The following is a 16,985-nucleotide window of genomic DNA, read 5'->3' as shown; positions in this document are numbered from 1 at the left end:
TTTGCACGCTTGATAACGAAAAGGAGTGCCAGAACATGCGCAAACCAATTATTGCCGGAAACTGGAAAATGAACAAAACTGCGAAAGAAGCAAAAGAATTCGCTGAAGCAGTCAAAACAAAAATTCCTAGCAACGATACAGTTGACTCTGTGATCGGTTCGCCAGCTCTATTCTTAGAAACATTAGTGAATGCTGCTGAAGGAACAGAATTAAAAATTGCTGCTCAAAACAGCTACTGGGAAAATGAAGGTGCCTTTACTGGTGAAACTTCACCAGCAGCTTTAGCAGATCTAGGTGTTGACTATGTCATCATTGGTCATTCAGAACGTCGTGAATACTTCCATGAGACAGATGAAGACATCAACAAAAAAGCCAAAGCAATCTTTTCAAACGGCATGATCCCAATCCTATGCTGTGGTGAATCTTTAGAAACCTATGAAGCTGGCAAAACAGCGGAGTGGATCGAAGGACAAATCACTGCTGGCTTAGACGGTTTAACAGACGGTCAAGTAAGTAATCTTGTGATTGCGTACGAACCAATCTGGGCGATCGGTACTGGTAAATCAGCGGATGCAAACATCGCAGACGAAATTTGTGGCGTTGTCCGCAAAACCGTTGAAAAATTATACGGCAAAGAAGTTTCAGATAGCGTGCGTATCCAATACGGCGGTTCTGTAAAACCTGAAAACATTGCTGAATACATGGCAAAAGAAAATGTTGACGGAGCATTAGTTGGCGGCGCAAGCTTGCAAGCTGATTCATTCCTAGCATTATTAGATGCTGTAAAATAATTTCATTTTCATGAAAATAACATTTGCAGAATCGTGATTTTTTCACTACAATTAAGTTGTTCGCAAGGGGCTTTCCCCTTAAGATAAAACAAACTCAAAGGAGAGACAAAACATGTCAATTATTACTGATGTTTACGCACGCGAAGTCTTAGACTCACGTGGTAACCCAACTATCGAAGTAGAAGTCTACACAGAATCAGGTGCTTTCGGCCGCGGAATGGTTCCTTCAGGAGCTTCAACAGGTGAACACGAAGCAGTTGAATTACGTGATGGCGACAAAGCTCGTTATGGCGGTAAAGGTGTAACGAAAGCAGTTGACAATGTAAATAACATCATTGCAGAAGCTATCATCGGCTACGATGTACGTGACCAAATGGCTATCGATAAAGCAATGATCGCTTTAGACGGAACTCCTAACAAAGGCAAATTAGGCGCAAACGCGATTCTTGGTGTTTCTATCGCTGTTGCTCGTGCAGCTGCTGATTACCTAGAAGTACCTTTATACCACTACTTAGGCGGATTCAATACAAAAGTATTGCCAACTCCTATGATGAACATCGTCAACGGTGGTTCTCACTCTGACGCACCAATCGCTTTCCAAGAATTCATGATCTTGCCTGTAGGCGCACCTACATTCAAAGAAGGCTTACGTTGGGGTACTGAAGTATTCCACGCTTTGAAATCAATCTTGTCTAAACGTGGTTTAGAAACTTCAGTAGGTGACGAAGGTGGTTTCGCTCCTCGTTTTGAAGGAACTGAAGACGGTGTTGAAACAATCTTAGAAGCAATCAAAGCTGCTGGTTTAGAACCAGGTAAAGACGTATACTTAGGATTTGACTGTGCATCATCAGAATTCTACGAAAACGGTGTTTACGACTACTCTAAATTTGAAGGCGAAAACGGCGTAAAACGTACTGCTGCTGAACAAGTTGACTACTTAGAAGAATTAGTTAACAAATACCCAATCATTACTATCGAAGACGGTATGGATGAAAACGACTGGGATGGTTGGAAACTATTAACTGAACGCTTAGGCGACAAAGTTCAATTAGTAGGGGATGACTTGTTCGTTACAAATACTGAAATCCTTGAAAAAGGAATCAAAAACGGTATCGGTAACTCAATCCTGATCAAAGTTAACCAAATCGGTACATTGACTGAAACATTCAATGCTATCGAAATGGCGAAAGAAGCTGGTTACACTGCAGTCGTTTCTCACCGTTCAGGTGAAACAGAAGATTCAACAATCTCTGATATCGCAGTTGCAACAAACGCTGGCCAAATCAAAACTGGTTCTCTTTCACGTACTGACCGTATTGCAAAATACAACCAATTACTACGTATCGAAGACCAACTTGGTGAAGTTGCTGAATACAAAGGCTTGCAAGCATTCTACAACTTGAAAAATAAATAATTTTAGTTTGATCAAACATTTTCGTTTGCTGTACTGAAATTATGGTAGAGTCCCCCCCATGTGTAATTGACATGGGGGGACTTTTTTACGAGTTTTATCGGTATGCTAATTGTATGATAGACTATAGGAAAACTTAGTATTTTAGGAGAGAATGCTGATGAAAAAATTGTACATAAATAATGTAGTATCAAAGGAAGTAGAACATATTGTTTCGGCTGCAGGAATTATTGACCTATTTCCAAAAGATTTGATCCTCCAGTATAATTGGCTGATTACCGATTATTCAGGTGACATGAGTATTTTGCATTCGATTGAAAAGAAGAAAAATGGAAAGTCGCTTATTTGGCTGAGCGGCCATAATTTATTGGATGCAATCAAAGATACTTATCTTTATGAAGGGGTGCTAACTGGTTTTTTACCCAGCATTTCTTTGGATGATCTTTTGATCTTTGATTCTTATCCTGAGTGGGAAGGCTGGAATCGTGATGTAGATCTTCCGTACACTCAGCATCCATTAGGCAGCTTAGAATTAATCATTGATGATGGTAGCTCATATTCTGTCGTTACAGACGATACAGATCTATTGGTATATATAGAAAAGCATTGTAAGGATATAGCTGTGTCTGATTCATGTGATGAAAGACCAGACAGATTGTTTGGCGATCTTTATAGTCAACAGTTGCTACCCACAACTGTTGGCAACTGGTGGTTAACCTTTAACGGGGAGCCGATTTCTTTTAAAGTAATCGATGGTCATAGCAATTTTTCGAGTTACTACGGTGAAAGTCATCCAGATTGGGTCAACGAAATAATCGGTCGCTTTATCTTATTGCCTAATTTAAAAATGATCAAAGGGAAGGGAAAACTTGAGATAAAAACGGATCTTCCTCGACACTCTTTCCGTGATTTTGAAATCGTTAGTGGGCAAAGATACTATGGCGCGCAATATTTGTTAAAAAAATCTGCCATTAACCTTAATTTTGCTGTAACTCAATATTATGACGATGAGTGTTTCCTGAAAAAATCTGGGGGTGTATATCAACTTGACAGGTCTGACTCGGGATTCCCAGCTTATTTTATTGAGGGGAATCAAAGTCCAACTGATTTAAAATTTTGTGTGTCATGGGGTGCATTGGCTACTGCAGATTCTTTGTCCTTGGATGTGGCTTGTGACTTTGATCAAGAGGAGATTGCTCAAACTTTTAGTAATTAAAAGTGAATGAAAGCTATATAGAAAAAACCTGTTTCTAGTAGATGAACAAGGAACAGTTTTTTTTATAGAAAGTAAGTTGAAAAATTAAGAGAACTTATAAATAGAGGGAAAATAACAGTAAGATTTTAAAGAATCAGCTAAAATTTTTGTAATCGAAAATGAAAATAATCTGATTGTTTATGAAAATTTTCATTTCCAGTTTACATTTATTATTTTTTGACTAGTGAAATTTTAACGAGTTGCCAATCACTGCTGTTACTCAAGAGTTTTGAATGAAAGAACTTTTATCACAAACAAAAGATTCTTTCTGGATTTTGAGTATTTATTATGAATAAATTGTTCTGTTGTTTTTTAAAACTAAAGAAATTATATTTCATTTTCACAAATTCTCCTGAGAGTAAGAATCATTTTATGGTTCTTGCTTTCATTTTTTTCACATAAACAAACTTTGAGGTATTTTGCTTTTTCTCTTCTTTCCGATTAGGATAATCACCTGAGTAAAATTTGTTGTTTGGAGGAAGAGAAATGCGTACTTATGTGAAAAAAATATCTTACCCGATTGTTATGTTGTCTTTGCTTGTGATGTCCTATGTGACACCATTGTTATCAGTCGTTACAGCTCATGCGGACACCGAGGGAAACACCAAAATAATTCTATTTCAAAATGAAAAAGGAACAGCGCAAGTGACCTCATTACCAGATCCTACGACAGGAAAAATCACTTGGACGATCGAGGTAGAAAAGAATCAGCAGTCTGCTGCTAATCAACTGGCATTCAGCTTGAGTGAAGGAGAACAAACGGTTCTGCCAGAATCAATCCAAAGCAACGGCACGCCATTTACATATGATCCGCAAAGACAGCAGCTGATGGAAGAAACTACTAGCAGCTCCTTTAGCCAAATGACGCTAACGTTTCAAACAAAAGCTCTTAAAACTTTGACAATCAAATCCGCATTTCTTCAAACAGAGGAAGAAAATGGACAAGTGAAAGAAGACATTATCAACACAACAGATGTAGCAGTTGTTTTACCTGACAATCAATCATCCACAGAAGCAACGAGTGCCGAAGCAGTGCTTGCTGACAGTCAGGAACAAACAGAGGCTTCCGAAAAACAGCCTGCCACAAAAAGCAGCGAGTCACAACCACAAGCAGAGTCAACTACCGCATCAACAGCAATCGAATCAACACCTGATACACAAGCAAGTGCGCCAGCAGTTTCACAACTATCAAGTGGCGGCAGCTTTAAAAATGATGTGCCAGAAGTTGATAACGCACTTCTTGGAGAAGCCCAATATTTTCATATTTTTGCTAACCATGCGACGCTAAATACCCATACGAACGGAAACTTAGCAGTGGGAGAACTAAATGGCAATGTCAATTTTGGAACCAGTATTCAGGATGGTTCGTTGGCAACAGAAATCAATTATATTCAAAAGGTCAATACGATCGCAAATTCTTCTTTTGTGTCAGGAACTGATAGCAGAAAAAACAAAGTTGTCTTTGGCCCATCAGTCACAGTAGATTTAGCAGATCAAAATCAACAACCTGCCGTTTTTGTAAATGGACAGAGAATGGATCACTTGAAAACTTCCGAAGTTTTCCAAGATCAATCCGCAAGTGAACCGTATATAGATTTTAAAAAGGTATTCTCAACGTTACAGGCGACGTCAGAAAGGCTAGGAGCCTATCCGCAAACGCCCGGTGTAACCAAAGACTTTACTGATAATAATCAGCGGGTCATCAATACCGCCCGTGCTGAAAATGATACGCAAGAGGTGGTGTTGACCTTAACGGATGAACAAGGAAACCCGCTTGATGACGGTGTTTACGAACTTCAAAATAAAAAGACACATAAAGAGGTTGATGAAGAGGTCACAAATGATGATGGACAAGTAATCGAAACGGATCTTCCAGAAGGGGACTATTCCTTTGTTGAAACAGAAGCGCCAGACGGTTATCTAATCGATAAGAAACCAATTTCCTTTTCGGCAGACACTATTGATGAAGAAGATCAAAAGGTAGTCGTTACTCTTTCAAAAACAGAATTAGAAAAAGATACACCAATTACCATCAAAGGGCTAACAAAAGGCACGTCTCCTGTACTCATCAATGTGGATACCGAAGGAGCAAGTACCGTTAATATCAAGTCGCAAATCAAACTAGAATATACAGATGGCACGACGCGCAATAGTCATGAAACAGAAGATTTTGATGATGCCGTTATCCTGTGGAATTTTATTAATCAGCCAGAAAATCAAAAGCTTTCGATTAATAGTCCCTTCCAAGGAACGATTTTGGCTGTTGGTGATACAGTTGATGTCCACCAAAATGTTGACGGCAGTATCATTGCTGATACGGTATTGGTCAATGCGGAAACCCACCGCTGGGATCTTCAAGCCAATGAAACGATTGTACCGATAATCAAACTAGCTGCAATGAATCACCTGCTATCTCTTGATACAACGACAGTCAGCGGAACCAAAACGTGGGACGATTATGACAACAAATTTAATACCCGTCCGACAAGCATTACGGTTCAATTATTACAAAACGGTGAAGTGTTCCAAACAAAAACGGTTACCCCGAATAAAGAGGGGGAATGGCATTATGAATTTACCGATCTACCAACAACCGACGAATCTGGTCAGACCTATGACTACGCAATTCAAGAAACACCCGTTGAAGGATACACCACCAAAGTAAATGGCTATGACCTAGTCAACACCTACCGTAACACTGAAACGACAGAAGTATCGGGAACGAAGACGTGGAATGATTATGGTAACAAGTTCAATACTCGTCCTGAAAGCATCACTGTCAAGCTGATGCAAAATGATAAAGAAATCGCCAAGCAAGTCGTAAAAGCAGATAAAGAAGGCAACTGGACCTATCGCTTTGATAAGCTGCCAAAATACGATGCCGAAGGAAAAGTCTATACCTACACGATCCAAGAAGAAAAAGTTTCAGGATACACCAGTGAAATCAATGGTTATGACCTAGTCAACACTTACCGCAATACGGAAACAACAACAGTTTCAGGTACGAAAACATGGAATGATAACAACAATCAGCTCAACATCCGACCAGAAAGTATCACTGTCGAATTGATGCAAAATGGTAAAAAGATCGACAATCAAATCGTAAAAGCCGATAAAGAAGGGAACTGGACTTATCACTTCGAGAATCTGCCTAAGTATGATTCCAAGGGAAAAGCCTATGTCTACACGATTCAAGAAGCAACCGTTTCTGGATATATCAGTGAAGTAAACGGCTATGACCTAGTCAATACGGAAACAACCACAGTTTCAGGCAGAAAAACTTGGAATGACAACGACAACAAGTTCAATACCCGTCCTGAAAGCATCACTGTCAAGCTGATGCGAAACGGCGAAAAATACGCAGAAAAAATCGCAAAAGCCGATAAAAAAGGCAACTGGACCTATCGCTTTGAAAATCTGCCTAAGTATGATGCCGAAGGAAAAGCCTACACTTACACGATCCAAGAAGAAAAAGTTTCAGGATACACCACCAAAGTAAACGGCTATGACTTAGTCAACACCTACCGTAACACCGAAACGACAGAAATATCAGGAACAAAGATATGGAATGACTACGACAACCAATTCAATACCCGCCCTGAAAGCATCACTGTCAATCTGATGCAAAACGGCGAAAAATACGCAGAAAAAAATGTAAAAGCAGATAAAAAAGGCAACTGGACCTATCGCTTTGATAAGCTGCCAAAATACGATGCCGAAGGAAAAGCCTATACCTACACGATCCAAGAAGAAAAAGTTTCAGGATACACCACCAAAGTAAATGGCTATAACTTAGTCAACACTTATACAGGGCCAGAGACACCAAAAACACCGAGTGATCCTAAAAAGCCGCAGGTCCCGTTGTCACCTAAAAAGCCAGATACTTCTAAACAATCGGAAGATGACAACAAGAATGACGCAAACCATGCGGCTACTGAAAAACGATTGCCTAAGACAAACGAGCGCTCTTCTTATGAGTGGAGTATCCTTGGAAGTATTTTACTCGTTACAAGCGTTGGCATACTTTATCGACGAAAACATAGTTAACCAATTAAAACTTTGTCCTGCTTCTCTGCTAGAAGTCAGGGCAAAGTTTTTTTAAAGTATAGGACTTATTTAAGACGTGCGACAAAACTTTGGCTGAAATCCATTGTAAATGGTAAACTAAAATTAAGGGGGGATCCTATGGTTTGGCTATTGCTACTACTGCTTATTTTTGGTTTTTTGGTGTACTATGTATATCGCACGTCTGTTTTGAAAAAGGGCGTACGCTATTTTGTTTCGGCGATCATTATGCGAAACAATGAATGGTATGAAAAAGAAGGCAGAAAGAAACTGGGGATTCCATACAAAGAGCGGATCGCAATAAAGAGTTCGGCTTTTTGGGCACAAGGTTCGGAATGTACGGTAACGACCGCCGATGATCTGATCCTAACAGCGGAAGTCTTTGATCAGTGTGCAAAAACGTGGGTGATCTGCTTGCATGGGTATCGCAGTGATGGGCAAGCAGACTGTCAAGAGGCAGCCGAGAAATTCTGGTCTGCTGGTTACAATGTTTTAGTTCCTGATTTACGTGGACATGGCCGCAGTGAAGGCAAAGAGATCGGTTTAGGGTGGCTAGATCGGATGGATCTACTTTTGTGGATCGATAAGATTTTGGAAAAAGACCCACAAACACAAATCTTCCTCTATGGTTTAGGAATGGGGGCTGCGACCTTGCTGCTGGCTAGTGGAGAAGTCATGCCGGTGCAAGTGGCTGGGTTGATCTCAGACAGCAGCTATACGTCCGTTTACAGCGCGATCCGATCAAGTTTGCCGCAATTTTCTCGGTTACCGATCAAACGCTTTTTGCGCTTAGCGAATCGCTATAGCAAACAATTAGTCGGTTATCCCTTCTTGCAGATCTCGGTGACCCGACAAGTCGGCAGCAACCATTTACCTGTGCTGTTTTTACAAGGAGAAAAAGATTCGTTTCTTTCGGAAAAAGAGATCAATACCTTAATGGAAGCAACGGCTGGACCGAAACAAAAAGTCCTCTTTGCGAATATGGGACATTTACAGGCAGTGAAAGATGCACCAGAATATTGGCCAACCGTTTTGCAATTCATTGAGAATATCAAACAAAATACAGACATCGTCTGATAGAAAGGAAGAAAGCAATGGAAATCAAAGAAGAAAATAAACGTTTTGCTTTGTATGATGGAGAAAAAGAGGTGGGAGAAATCACATGGCAAGAAACGCCAGATGATGTTCTAGAAGTAGACCACACCTTCGTTAATCCTGATTATCGCGGCCAGCAATTGGCGCAAAAATTACTCAAAGCGGTTGTTGAAAAAGCAAGACGGGAAGAGAAAAAAATTATGCCTGTCTGCTCCTTTGCGGTCAAAGAGTTCAAAGAAAAACCAGAATACGATGACGTACTCGTTCACTGATTTGAACGAAAGTGATCTATGAGAAAAAGGCTGTCAGAAAGGACAGTCTTTTTTTTAAACCGTCATGCAACGGTCAATGACAAAAAGAGAGTAGTAATTTCCAGCGGAAAATGCTAAAATGGAAAGGACGACTTTAGCAAGCAAGGAGGAGCTAACGTGTATAACATCTTATTAACTGCTGTGATCGTTATTTCGATTTTAATGGTCATTACGATCATGATGCAGCCTAGCAAGCAAAATAGTGCAGCTAGTGCCTTTACTGGCGGTGCAGATCAATTGTTTGGTAAGCAAAAAGCCCGTGGATTTGAAGCGGTGATGCAGCGTTCAACGGCCATTTTAGGTTTTGTTTGGATGGTCTTGCTCTTTATTTTGGCTTTTCTTTCATCAAACTAATCACTTTGTTAGCGAACCTCTCGTAAAGAGAGGTTTTTTTCTTTTTAACGGGAAGATTTTGATCGCATTTGTCGAAGTATTCTTGCTAACTATGGTAGAATTGGACGTGAGGTGAAAGGAAACATGAAAACATTTAATCAACCAAAACCGGTTTTTGCTGAACACGGCAAACGAGCGGTCATTTTGTTCCATGCCTATTCAGGCAGTCCTAACGATGTGCGCATGCTTTGTCGTTCGTTAGAACAAAAAGACTACACGGTTTATACACCGATGTTTACTGGACATGGTACACCGAATCCAGATGATATCTTAAATCAAGGAATGACTGTTTGGCAGCAGGATGCTGCGGATGCAGTTGCTTATGTGAAAGAAAAAGGCTATGAGGAAGTTGCCGTTCTTGGACTTTCGATGGGTGGGATTTTAGCGATGGATCGTTTGACGCAAGACCCAACATTGATGGGCGGCGGTCTTTTTTGCTCACCGTTATTTGAAACCAAGAACGAAGTACCAGTCAATTTTGAAAAGTATGCTGAAATGGTCATACCCTACGCTGATTTAGATGAGGCGACCCAAAAAGAAATATTGGCAGAAGTCCCTCGTAAGGTCAGAGAACAACTGCAAGGAATCGAAACAGTCGGACAAACCACAGCCGAGCATTTAGGAAAAATCGAGCGCCCAATCTTCCTGGCGCAAGCAGGAAGGGACCAAATGATCGATCCACAGACGGTTTTCAAAACCGCAGCGGCATTGTCCCATGTTCCCTATACGCTTCAATGGTATCCTCAAAGTGGTCATGTGGTGACAGTTGGACCAGAACGGAAAAAATTAGAGCAGGATGTGTTTGCTTTCATAGAAACACTTGCTTGGAAAGAGTGAGTTATGACAGAAACGATTAAAACAAAAATTGTTCAGTTTCTCGAAGAAAGCCGTAAAAAAAGTTTTTCAATGGAAGAAATTGCTGAAGGTCTAGGACTTCAAAAAAGTACAGACTTTAAGAATCTTGTCCAGACAGTAGCGGCGATGGAACGAGAAGGCAGTGTGATTTTTAACAAAAAAGGCAAAGTGAAATTACCAATGAAACGAGTGTTTGTGGAAGGAACCTTTCGTGCCAACGAGCGGGGCTTCGGCTTTGTCACGTTGGATGAAGAAGAAGACGATATTTATATCCCTAAAGAAGCAACAGGCTATGCCATGGACGGCGATACCGTTGCTGTAGACATCGTGCATGTTGCCGATCCTTTTTCAGATCGCGGCGCAGAGGGAAAGGTCGTAGAAATCAAGCAACGCGCCATCAGTCAGTTGGTCGGCGAGTTTACATTATTTGACGAAAAAGAGATCGAAGAATCGGATCTATATGGCGTTGTTCAACCTAAAGATAAAAAACTAAGCGATTTAAAGGTGTTTATCGGCGCCCAAGGAATTCGTCCAGTAGACGGCAGCATCGTGATCGTTGAGATCAGCCATTATCCAGAAAAAGGCTATTCGAAAAGCTTAGAGGGGTTGATCACAAAAGTTGTGGGGCATAAAAACGATCCTGGAATGGATATTTTATCGATCGTCGTGGCGAATGGGATTCCCACAAAATTTGAGGAAGAAACCTTGGCAGCGGCAGATGCAGTACCCGATACGATCGATCCTGCTGACTTTCCAGAACGACGGGATTTGCGAGATCAACAGATCGTAACGATCGATGGAGCGGATGCCAAAGATTTGGATGATGCGGTGACGGTAAAAGCATTGCCTGACGGCAGCTTCTATTTGGGCGTGCATATCGCAGATGTTTCTTATTATGTGACAGAAAACAGTGCGTTGGACAAAGAAGCTTTTGAGCGGGGAACGAGTGTCTATCTAACGGATCGAGTGATCCCGATGATCCCACAACGTTTATCAAACGGGATCTGTTCGTTGAATCCGAATGTCCCAAGGTTGGCCATGAGCTGTGAAATGTGGATCAACCAAGAGGGGATCGTCACGGATTACAATATTTTCCAAAGTATTATTCAAACAAGTGCCCGCATGACTTATCAGGCAGTCAATCAAATTATTGAAGACAATGATCCAGAAACCAGCAAAGAATATGCGAAACTAGTACCGATGTTCCATGATATGGCCGCCTTGCACCACGTGTTAGAAACGATGCGGATCAAGCGTGGGGCGGTTTCTTTTGAAGACCGCGAAGCGAAAGTCTTGGTCGATGGAGAAGGACACCCGCAAGAAATCGTTCTGCGAGAACGTGGCGTCGGCGAACGATTGATCGAGTCCTTCATGTTGGCAGCCAATGAAACCGTGGCGCGCCATTTCAATCGGAAGCATTTACCATTTATTTATCGGATCCATGAGGAACCAAAAGAAGAGAAAATGCGTCGCTTCTTTGATTTTGCTTCTGCTTTAGGGATTGTAGTCAAACAAACCAACGGCTCGATCTCACCAAAACAACTGCAAAAAGTGGTTGAAGATGTCGCAGATAAGCCAGAGGCAATGGTTGTCAATACGATGCTGCTCAGAAGTATGCAGCAAGCGAAGTATTCAGAAGAAAACGTCGGCCACTATGGTTTGGCAGCGGAAGATTATACTCACTTCACGTCACCGATCCGTCGGTACCCCGACTTGATCGTGCATCGCTTGATTCGTTCTTACAGTGAAGATGTCTCTGAAGCCAACCAAAACAAATGGGCTGAAATCTTGCCTGACATCGCAATGCACAGCTCCCAAATGGAACGACGAGCAGTCGATGCAGAAAGAGAAGTTGATGCGCTTAAAAAAGCTGAGTATATGGCCGATAAAGTAGGAGAAGAGTTTGACGGTATCATCAGTTCCGTCGTTAAGTTTGGCTTGTTTATTGAATTGCCTAACACGATTGAAGGGCTGATCCATATCAATAATCTGAAGCAAGATTACTTCCATTATTTGGAAAACCATCTGGCACTTGTAGGTGAACGGACAGGCTTGACCTTTAAAATTGGTCAAAAAGTTCGTATCAAAGTCGTGAAAGCTGATCCAGAAACAAGAGAGATCGATTTCGAATTGGTAGCAGCAGAAGAAGTCGAAAAACTGCAAGCACCAAAAGCCAACAAACGAAACAACCATCAAAAAAATGAAGCGAACCGTCGCGGGAAAAAACAACACAACCCTGAGAAAAAACAAGGGAAACGCTTTGAACAAACCGGTAAAGGCAAGTCAAAGAAAGCTGGCAAAGTGAAAAAGAAAAAACCTTTTTACAAAGGAATCAAGAAAAAATAATTGGAGGGATGGCCCGTGCCTAAAGGAGAAGGGAAATTAATCGCCCAAAACAAAAAGGCCCGCCATGATTACACGATCCTCGATACGATCGAAGCGGGGATCGTCTTACAGGGAACAGAGATCAAAGCGATCCGTAACAGTCGGATCAATTTGAAAGACGGCTTTGTACGCATTCGCAATGGTGAGGCATTCTTAGTAAATGTGCATATCAGCCCATACGAGCAAGGAAACATTTTTAATCATGATCCACTACGGACAAGAAAACTGTTACTGCATAAAAAGCAGATTGCTCGTCTGATTGGCGAAACAAAAAATACAGGCATGACGATCGTTCCGTTAAAGGTGTATATCAAGGATGGTTATGCCAAAGTTTTGATTGGTTTAGCGAAAGGAAAACGCGAATATGACAAGCGGGAATCCTTGAAACGCAAAGATCAAGAAAGACAAATTGACCGAGTTCTTAGAAATTTCTAATTTTCTAAGAACTTCTTTTAGAATCCGATAGAGGTTATTGCTTTGAAAATCGCGCTAAATTTGGTAGCATTTAAGGGAAAGCTGTTGATATAACAGGCTTTTTCTTCCACATAGCGACACGGGAATTTTTCATTTAATTTAGGATTTTTGGCATTGTGAGTTTTTTGTCTAATTTTCTTGAAAATGCTTTGAAATTTTCCATTCGTGGTGGTATGATACCGATTGTTATGAGAGGAAACGCATTGTAACACCAGATTTTTTTCTGGAGATGACAGGAAAAGAGGTGAGAAAGATTGGAAGATAAATCGCTTATGTTTCATATCGGTCCTATATGGTTTGATGGAACTGTAGCTATGATGACAATCATTTCTTGTATTATTGTTTTTTTGGTGGTCTTTATTTGTACACGTAATCTGCAAATGAAACCGAAAGGGAAGCAGAACTTCATTGAATGGGTCATTGACTTTGTTCGCGGTATCGTAGCGGACAATCTACCAGGATCTCAAGTGAACAACTTTCATTTGCTCGGTGTAACAATGTTTCTTTTTGTGTTTGTGGCAAATGAGATCGGGTTAGTCACAAAAATCGTGACGACAGATGACATTACCTTATGGAAAAGTCCGACAGCAGACCCGTTTGTTACACTGACACTCGCACTTATGGTTATTTCCTTGACACATTTCTTTGGGATCAAGTCGTTGGGCTTCAAAAATTACTTGATCAATTCGTACTTGAAACCGGTGGGGTTCTTATTACCGCTAAAAATCATCGAAGAATTTACGAATGTTATCACGTTAGGCTTGCGTTTATATGGAAATATATTCGCAGGGGAAGTGTTATTAGGATTGATTGCCAACATGTTTATTAGTCTTGGTTGGTGGTCATTACCGATCGTGATGCCGCTAGAAATGATCTGGATTGGCTTCTCACTCTTTATTGGAGCGATCCAAGCTTATGTATTTGTTACATTGACCATGGTATTTATGAGCCACAAAATCGTGGCAGAACATTAATCGAATCGACATACAATTAGGAGGAAAAAAGAATGAACTTTATTGGAGCAGGATTAGCAATTATCGGAGCAGCAATTGGTGCAGGGTATGGTAACGGACAAGTAATCGCAAAAACGATCGAATCAATGGCACGCCAACCTGAAATGTCAGGTCAACTACGCTCAACAATGTTTATCGGGGTAGCGTTAGTCGAAGCTGTACCGATTCTAGGGGTAGTTATCGCGCTGTTATTAGTCTTCCGATAAGACAAGCACGAAAAGGCAGAAACGAACAATTGCACTCGTTTTTGCTTTTTTCTAATGAAACAATGACTTTCAGAAAGGAAGAATCGTTATGCTAAATCAGTTGGTTATAGCGGAAGTTCAAAATCCAATGCTTGGCAATATTATCGTTGTCAGCGGATCAATTCTTCTTTTGCTATTCTTATTGAAACATTTTGCATGGGATGCCATCAGCAGCATGATGCAAAAACGGGAAGATAAAATCGCCAATGATTTGGATTCAGCGGAACAATCACGCTTGAATGCAGCAAAATTAGAAAAAGAACGCCAAGAAAAATTGGCACGTTCTCATTCTGAAGCTGCGGAGATCATCAAGAGCGCCAAAGATAGCGGGGAATTGAGTCGACAAAATATTTTGAGCGAGACCAAAGAAGAAGTGGCTCGTTTGAAAGAAAAAGCAAACTCAGATATCACCCTTGAAAAAGAAACTGCGTTAAAAGAAGTGAAAGATGATGTTGCAGAACTTTCGCTTCAAATCGCAGAAAAAATCTTAGGACGCGAATTGACTCCCGAAAATCATGAATCCCTAATCAATCAATATATCGAAGGATTGGGTTCAGTTAATGAAACTCGATAAATTCACAGTGGGAAAACGCTATGGAAAAGCCTTGTTCGAATTGGCGATGGAAGAACAGCGCTTGACAGAAGTTTACCAAGAATTAATGACCTTGCGTCAGATTTATCAGGAGATTCCAACATTCGGTCAGATCGTGACGGATAACCGCTTGGATCTCCATGAAAAAAGACAATTAGTCGATCAATTGCTGAAGGGCTTTGAAGGCTTGGTCAGAAATTTCTTAGAGATCGTTTATGAATATGATCGCATGGATGATCTATTGCTGATCATTGACGAATACGAACGTCGTTACGATGAATATCAAGGTCTTGTTCTCGGAACGATCACAACGGCTGTTGCTTTGTCAGCAGAACAAAAAAGCAAAATCGAAAAGCAAATCGCCGATAAGCTTGGGTACAAGCAGGCACAATTGAAAGAAACGGTCGATCCAACGATTTTAGGCGGAGTCATCGTTGAAGCAAATCATCAAGTGATCGACGGTAGTATTAAGAGCCAACTGGATTATCTGCGACAAAAAATCGGCAGATAAACAAGAGATAAGAGGTGAATCGGATGGCCATCAAAGCAGAAGAAATTAGTGCCTTGATCAAAGAGCAAATTAAAAATTATCAGAACGAACTTTCTGTAGAAGAAATCGGTACTGTCACATATGTTGGGGACGGGATCGCCCGTGCTCACGGTTTAGAAAATGCCATGAGTGGAGAACTGCTTGAGTTTTCAAACGGTTCTTATGGGATGGCACAAAACTTAGAATCAAACGACGTCGGGATCATCATCCTAGGTGATTTTGAAACCATTCGTGAAGGAGACAAAGTAAAACGAACCGGTAAAATCATGGAAGTTCCTGTCGGCGATGCATTAATTGGCCGGGTAGTGAATCCATTAGGGCAACCGATCGATGGCTTAGGTCCGATCGAAACAGACAAATCACGCCCAGTTGAAGCAGCCGCACCAGGTGTAATGCAACGGAAATCCGTATCGGAACCAATGCAAACAGGGTTGAAAGCTATTGATGCTTTAGTGCCAATCGGACGCGGCCAACGGGAATTAGTCATCGGTGACCGGAAAACCGGGAAAACAACGATTGCGATCGATGCGATCATCAACCAAAAAGGGCAAGACATGATCTGTATCTATGTCGCTATTGGCCAAAAAGACTCAACGGTTCGTGCACAAGTAGAAACATTACGCCGTTACGGTGCACTTGATTACACGATCGTTGTTTCAGCAGGTGCTTCACAACCAGCACCATTGCTTTACATCGCACCTTATGCCGGGGCAGCAATGGGAGAAGAATTCATGTATAACGGCAAACATGTTTTGATCGTCTTTGATGACTTATCAAAACAAGCAGTCGCTTACCGTGAACTTTCTCTACTTCTACGCCGTCCGCCAGGTCGTGAAGCATACCCAGGGGATGTCTTCTACTTGCACTCTCGTTTATTGGAACGTGCAGCGAAATTAAGTGATGAACTAGGTGGCGGATCAATGACGGCACTGCCATTCGTTGAAACGCAAGCGGGGGATATCTCAGCCTATATCCCAACCAACGTGATTTCTATCACAGATGGACAAATTTTCTTAGAAAATGACCTGTTCTATTCAGGTGTGCGTCCTGCCGTAGCGGCTGGATTGTCCGTTTCACGGGTTGGTGGTTCTGCACAGATCAAAGCGATGAAGAAAGTTGCTGGAACCTTGCGTTTGGACTTGGCAAGTTACCGCGAGCTAGAAGCCTTCACACAATTTGGGTCTGATCTAGATGCTGCGACACAAGCCAAATTAAACCGCGGTCGTCGTACCGTTGAAATCTTAAAGCAAAAACTACATGAACCATTGGCAGTCGAAAAACAAGTCGTGATTCTTTATGCGTTGACGCATGGATTCATTGATAGTGTACCTGTCAATAAACTATTGGACTTTGAAGCAGAATTATTTGAGTATATCGAAGCAAACGCAGCAACGATTTTTGAAACCATTCGGACAACGAAAGACTTGCCAGAAGAAAGCTTGTTAGATGACACCATTAAAGCATTCAAAGATATTTTCATGGCATCCAACAGTTCTCGGGTGACACCGCAAGATAAAATATCGACAATGCAAAACGCATAAAAGAGGTGA

The 16,985-nt window shown here is 41.3% G+C and carries 15 protein-coding genes; all 15 read left to right on the top strand.

Annotation, left to right across the window (positions count from 1 at the left end):
• Positions 1–35 precede the first annotated feature (35 nt).
• On the top strand, positions 36–791 hold the full coding sequence (gene tpiA, locus IGI72_RS13785; protein ID WP_010749804.1) for a triose-phosphate isomerase: 756 nt from the start codon (positions 36–38) through the stop codon (positions 789–791).
• Between the two features lie 112 nt (positions 792–903).
• Entirely contained in the window at positions 904–2,205 is a 1,302-nt protein-coding gene (gene eno, locus IGI72_RS13780; RefSeq protein ID WP_005228686.1) for a surface-displayed alpha-enolase, read from the top strand.
• 157 nt (positions 2,206–2,362) lie between these two features.
• Positions 2,363–3,418 (top strand): hypothetical protein, encoded by a 1,056-nt coding sequence (locus IGI72_RS13775; RefSeq protein ID WP_438755131.1) that lies wholly within the window; start codon positions 2,363–2,365, stop codon positions 3,416–3,418.
• Positions 3,419–3,943: 525 nt separating this feature from the next.
• Positions 3,944–7,504: a Cna B-type domain-containing protein gene (locus IGI72_RS13770; RefSeq protein ID WP_438754593.1), complete on the top strand. Its 3,561-nt coding sequence runs from the start codon at positions 3,944–3,946 to the stop codon at positions 7,502–7,504.
• A 138-nt stretch (positions 7,505–7,642) separates the two neighbouring features.
• Complete coding sequence (locus IGI72_RS13765) at positions 7,643–8,599, top strand: alpha/beta hydrolase (protein ID WP_438754591.1); 957 nt, start codon at positions 7,643–7,645, stop codon at positions 8,597–8,599.
• A 17-nt stretch (positions 8,600–8,616) separates the two neighbouring features.
• A complete protein-coding gene (locus IGI72_RS13760; RefSeq protein WP_438754589.1) occupies positions 8,617–8,889 on the top strand; it encodes a GNAT family N-acetyltransferase in 273 nt (90 codons plus the stop codon).
• Positions 8,890–9,045: 156 nt separating this feature from the next.
• Entirely contained in the window at positions 9,046–9,282 is a 237-nt protein-coding gene (gene secG / locus IGI72_RS13755) for a preprotein translocase subunit SecG (RefSeq protein ID WP_005228700.1), read from the top strand.
• Positions 9,283–9,405: 123 nt separating this feature from the next.
• On the top strand, positions 9,406–10,158 hold the full coding sequence (locus IGI72_RS13750) for an alpha/beta hydrolase (RefSeq protein ID WP_438754587.1): 753 nt from the start codon (positions 9,406–9,408) through the stop codon (positions 10,156–10,158).
• Positions 10,159–10,161: 3 nt separating this feature from the next.
• Complete coding sequence (gene rnr, locus IGI72_RS13745) at positions 10,162–12,522, top strand: ribonuclease R (RefSeq protein WP_270287786.1); 2,361 nt, start codon at positions 10,162–10,164, stop codon at positions 12,520–12,522.
• Positions 12,523–12,537: 15 nt separating this feature from the next.
• Positions 12,538–12,996 (top strand): SsrA-binding protein SmpB, encoded by a 459-nt coding sequence (gene smpB, locus IGI72_RS13740; RefSeq protein WP_008380870.1) that lies wholly within the window; start codon positions 12,538–12,540, stop codon positions 12,994–12,996.
• 293 nt (positions 12,997–13,289) lie between these two features.
• A complete protein-coding gene (gene atpB / locus IGI72_RS13735) occupies positions 13,290–14,009 on the top strand; it encodes a F0F1 ATP synthase subunit A (protein ID WP_008380872.1) in 720 nt (239 codons plus the stop codon).
• Positions 14,010–14,041: 32 nt separating this feature from the next.
• Positions 14,042–14,254 carry an ATP synthase F0 subunit C gene (atpE, locus tag IGI72_RS13730; protein WP_005228705.1) on the top strand — a complete coding sequence of 71 codons (213 nt, stop codon included), beginning with the start codon at positions 14,042–14,044 and terminating at the stop codon, positions 14,252–14,254.
• 88 nt (positions 14,255–14,342) lie between these two features.
• Positions 14,343–14,867, top strand: a complete 525-nt coding sequence (gene atpF / locus IGI72_RS13725) for a F0F1 ATP synthase subunit B (RefSeq protein ID WP_005228706.1) — start codon at positions 14,343–14,345, stop codon at positions 14,865–14,867.
• Positions 14,854–15,396 carry a F0F1 ATP synthase subunit delta gene (locus IGI72_RS13720; RefSeq protein ID WP_010749797.1) on the top strand — a complete coding sequence of 181 codons (543 nt, stop codon included), beginning with the start codon at positions 14,854–14,856 and terminating at the stop codon, positions 15,394–15,396. Before atpF ends, IGI72_RS13720 begins: the two co-directional genes overlap by 14 nt.
• A 23-nt stretch (positions 15,397–15,419) precedes the next feature.
• Positions 15,420–16,976, top strand: coding sequence for a F0F1 ATP synthase subunit alpha (gene atpA, locus IGI72_RS13715; RefSeq protein WP_005228708.1), 1,557 nt, complete (start codon positions 15,420–15,422; stop codon positions 16,974–16,976).
• Positions 16,977–16,985: the final 9 nt, after the last annotated feature.

It is taken from the genome of Enterococcus sp. DIV1059_2, from assembly GCF_051713685.1.
Taxonomy (GTDB): Bacteria; Bacillota; Bacilli; order Lactobacillales; family Enterococcaceae; genus Enterococcus_D; species Enterococcus_D casseliflavus.
This window is presented reverse-complemented; position numbering and strand designations above follow the sequence as displayed.

Bases quoted from the DNA above. Each gene is read 5' to 3' on its own strand.
- tpiA (WP_010749804.1), top strand. From the start codon at position 36: ATGCGCAAACCAATTATTGCCGGAAACTGGAAAATGAACAAAACTGCG.
- eno (WP_005228686.1), top strand. From the start codon at position 904: ATGTCAATTATTACTGATGTTTACGCACGCGAAGTCTTAGACTCACGT.
- IGI72_RS13775 (WP_438755131.1), top strand. From the start codon at position 2,363: ATGAAAAAATTGTACATAAATAATGTAGTATCAAAGGAAGTAGAACAT.
- IGI72_RS13770 (WP_438754593.1), top strand. From the start codon at position 3,944: ATGCGTACTTATGTGAAAAAAATATCTTACCCGATTGTTATGTTGTCT.
- IGI72_RS13765 (WP_438754591.1), top strand. From the start codon at position 7,643: ATGGTTTGGCTATTGCTACTACTGCTTATTTTTGGTTTTTTGGTGTAC.
- IGI72_RS13760 (WP_438754589.1), top strand. From the start codon at position 8,617: ATGGAAATCAAAGAAGAAAATAAACGTTTTGCTTTGTATGATGGAGAA.
- IGI72_RS13750 (WP_438754587.1), top strand. From the start codon at position 9,406: ATGAAAACATTTAATCAACCAAAACCGGTTTTTGCTGAACACGGCAAA.
- rnr (WP_270287786.1), top strand. From the start codon at position 10,162: ATGACAGAAACGATTAAAACAAAAATTGTTCAGTTTCTCGAAGAAAGC.
- atpE (WP_005228705.1), top strand. From the start codon at position 14,042: ATGAACTTTATTGGAGCAGGATTAGCAATTATCGGAGCAGCAATTGGT.
- atpF (WP_005228706.1), top strand. From the start codon at position 14,343: ATGCTAAATCAGTTGGTTATAGCGGAAGTTCAAAATCCAATGCTTGGC.
- IGI72_RS13720 (WP_010749797.1), top strand. From the start codon at position 14,854: ATGAAACTCGATAAATTCACAGTGGGAAAACGCTATGGAAAAGCCTTG.
- atpA (WP_005228708.1), top strand. From the start codon at position 15,420: ATGGCCATCAAAGCAGAAGAAATTAGTGCCTTGATCAAAGAGCAAATT.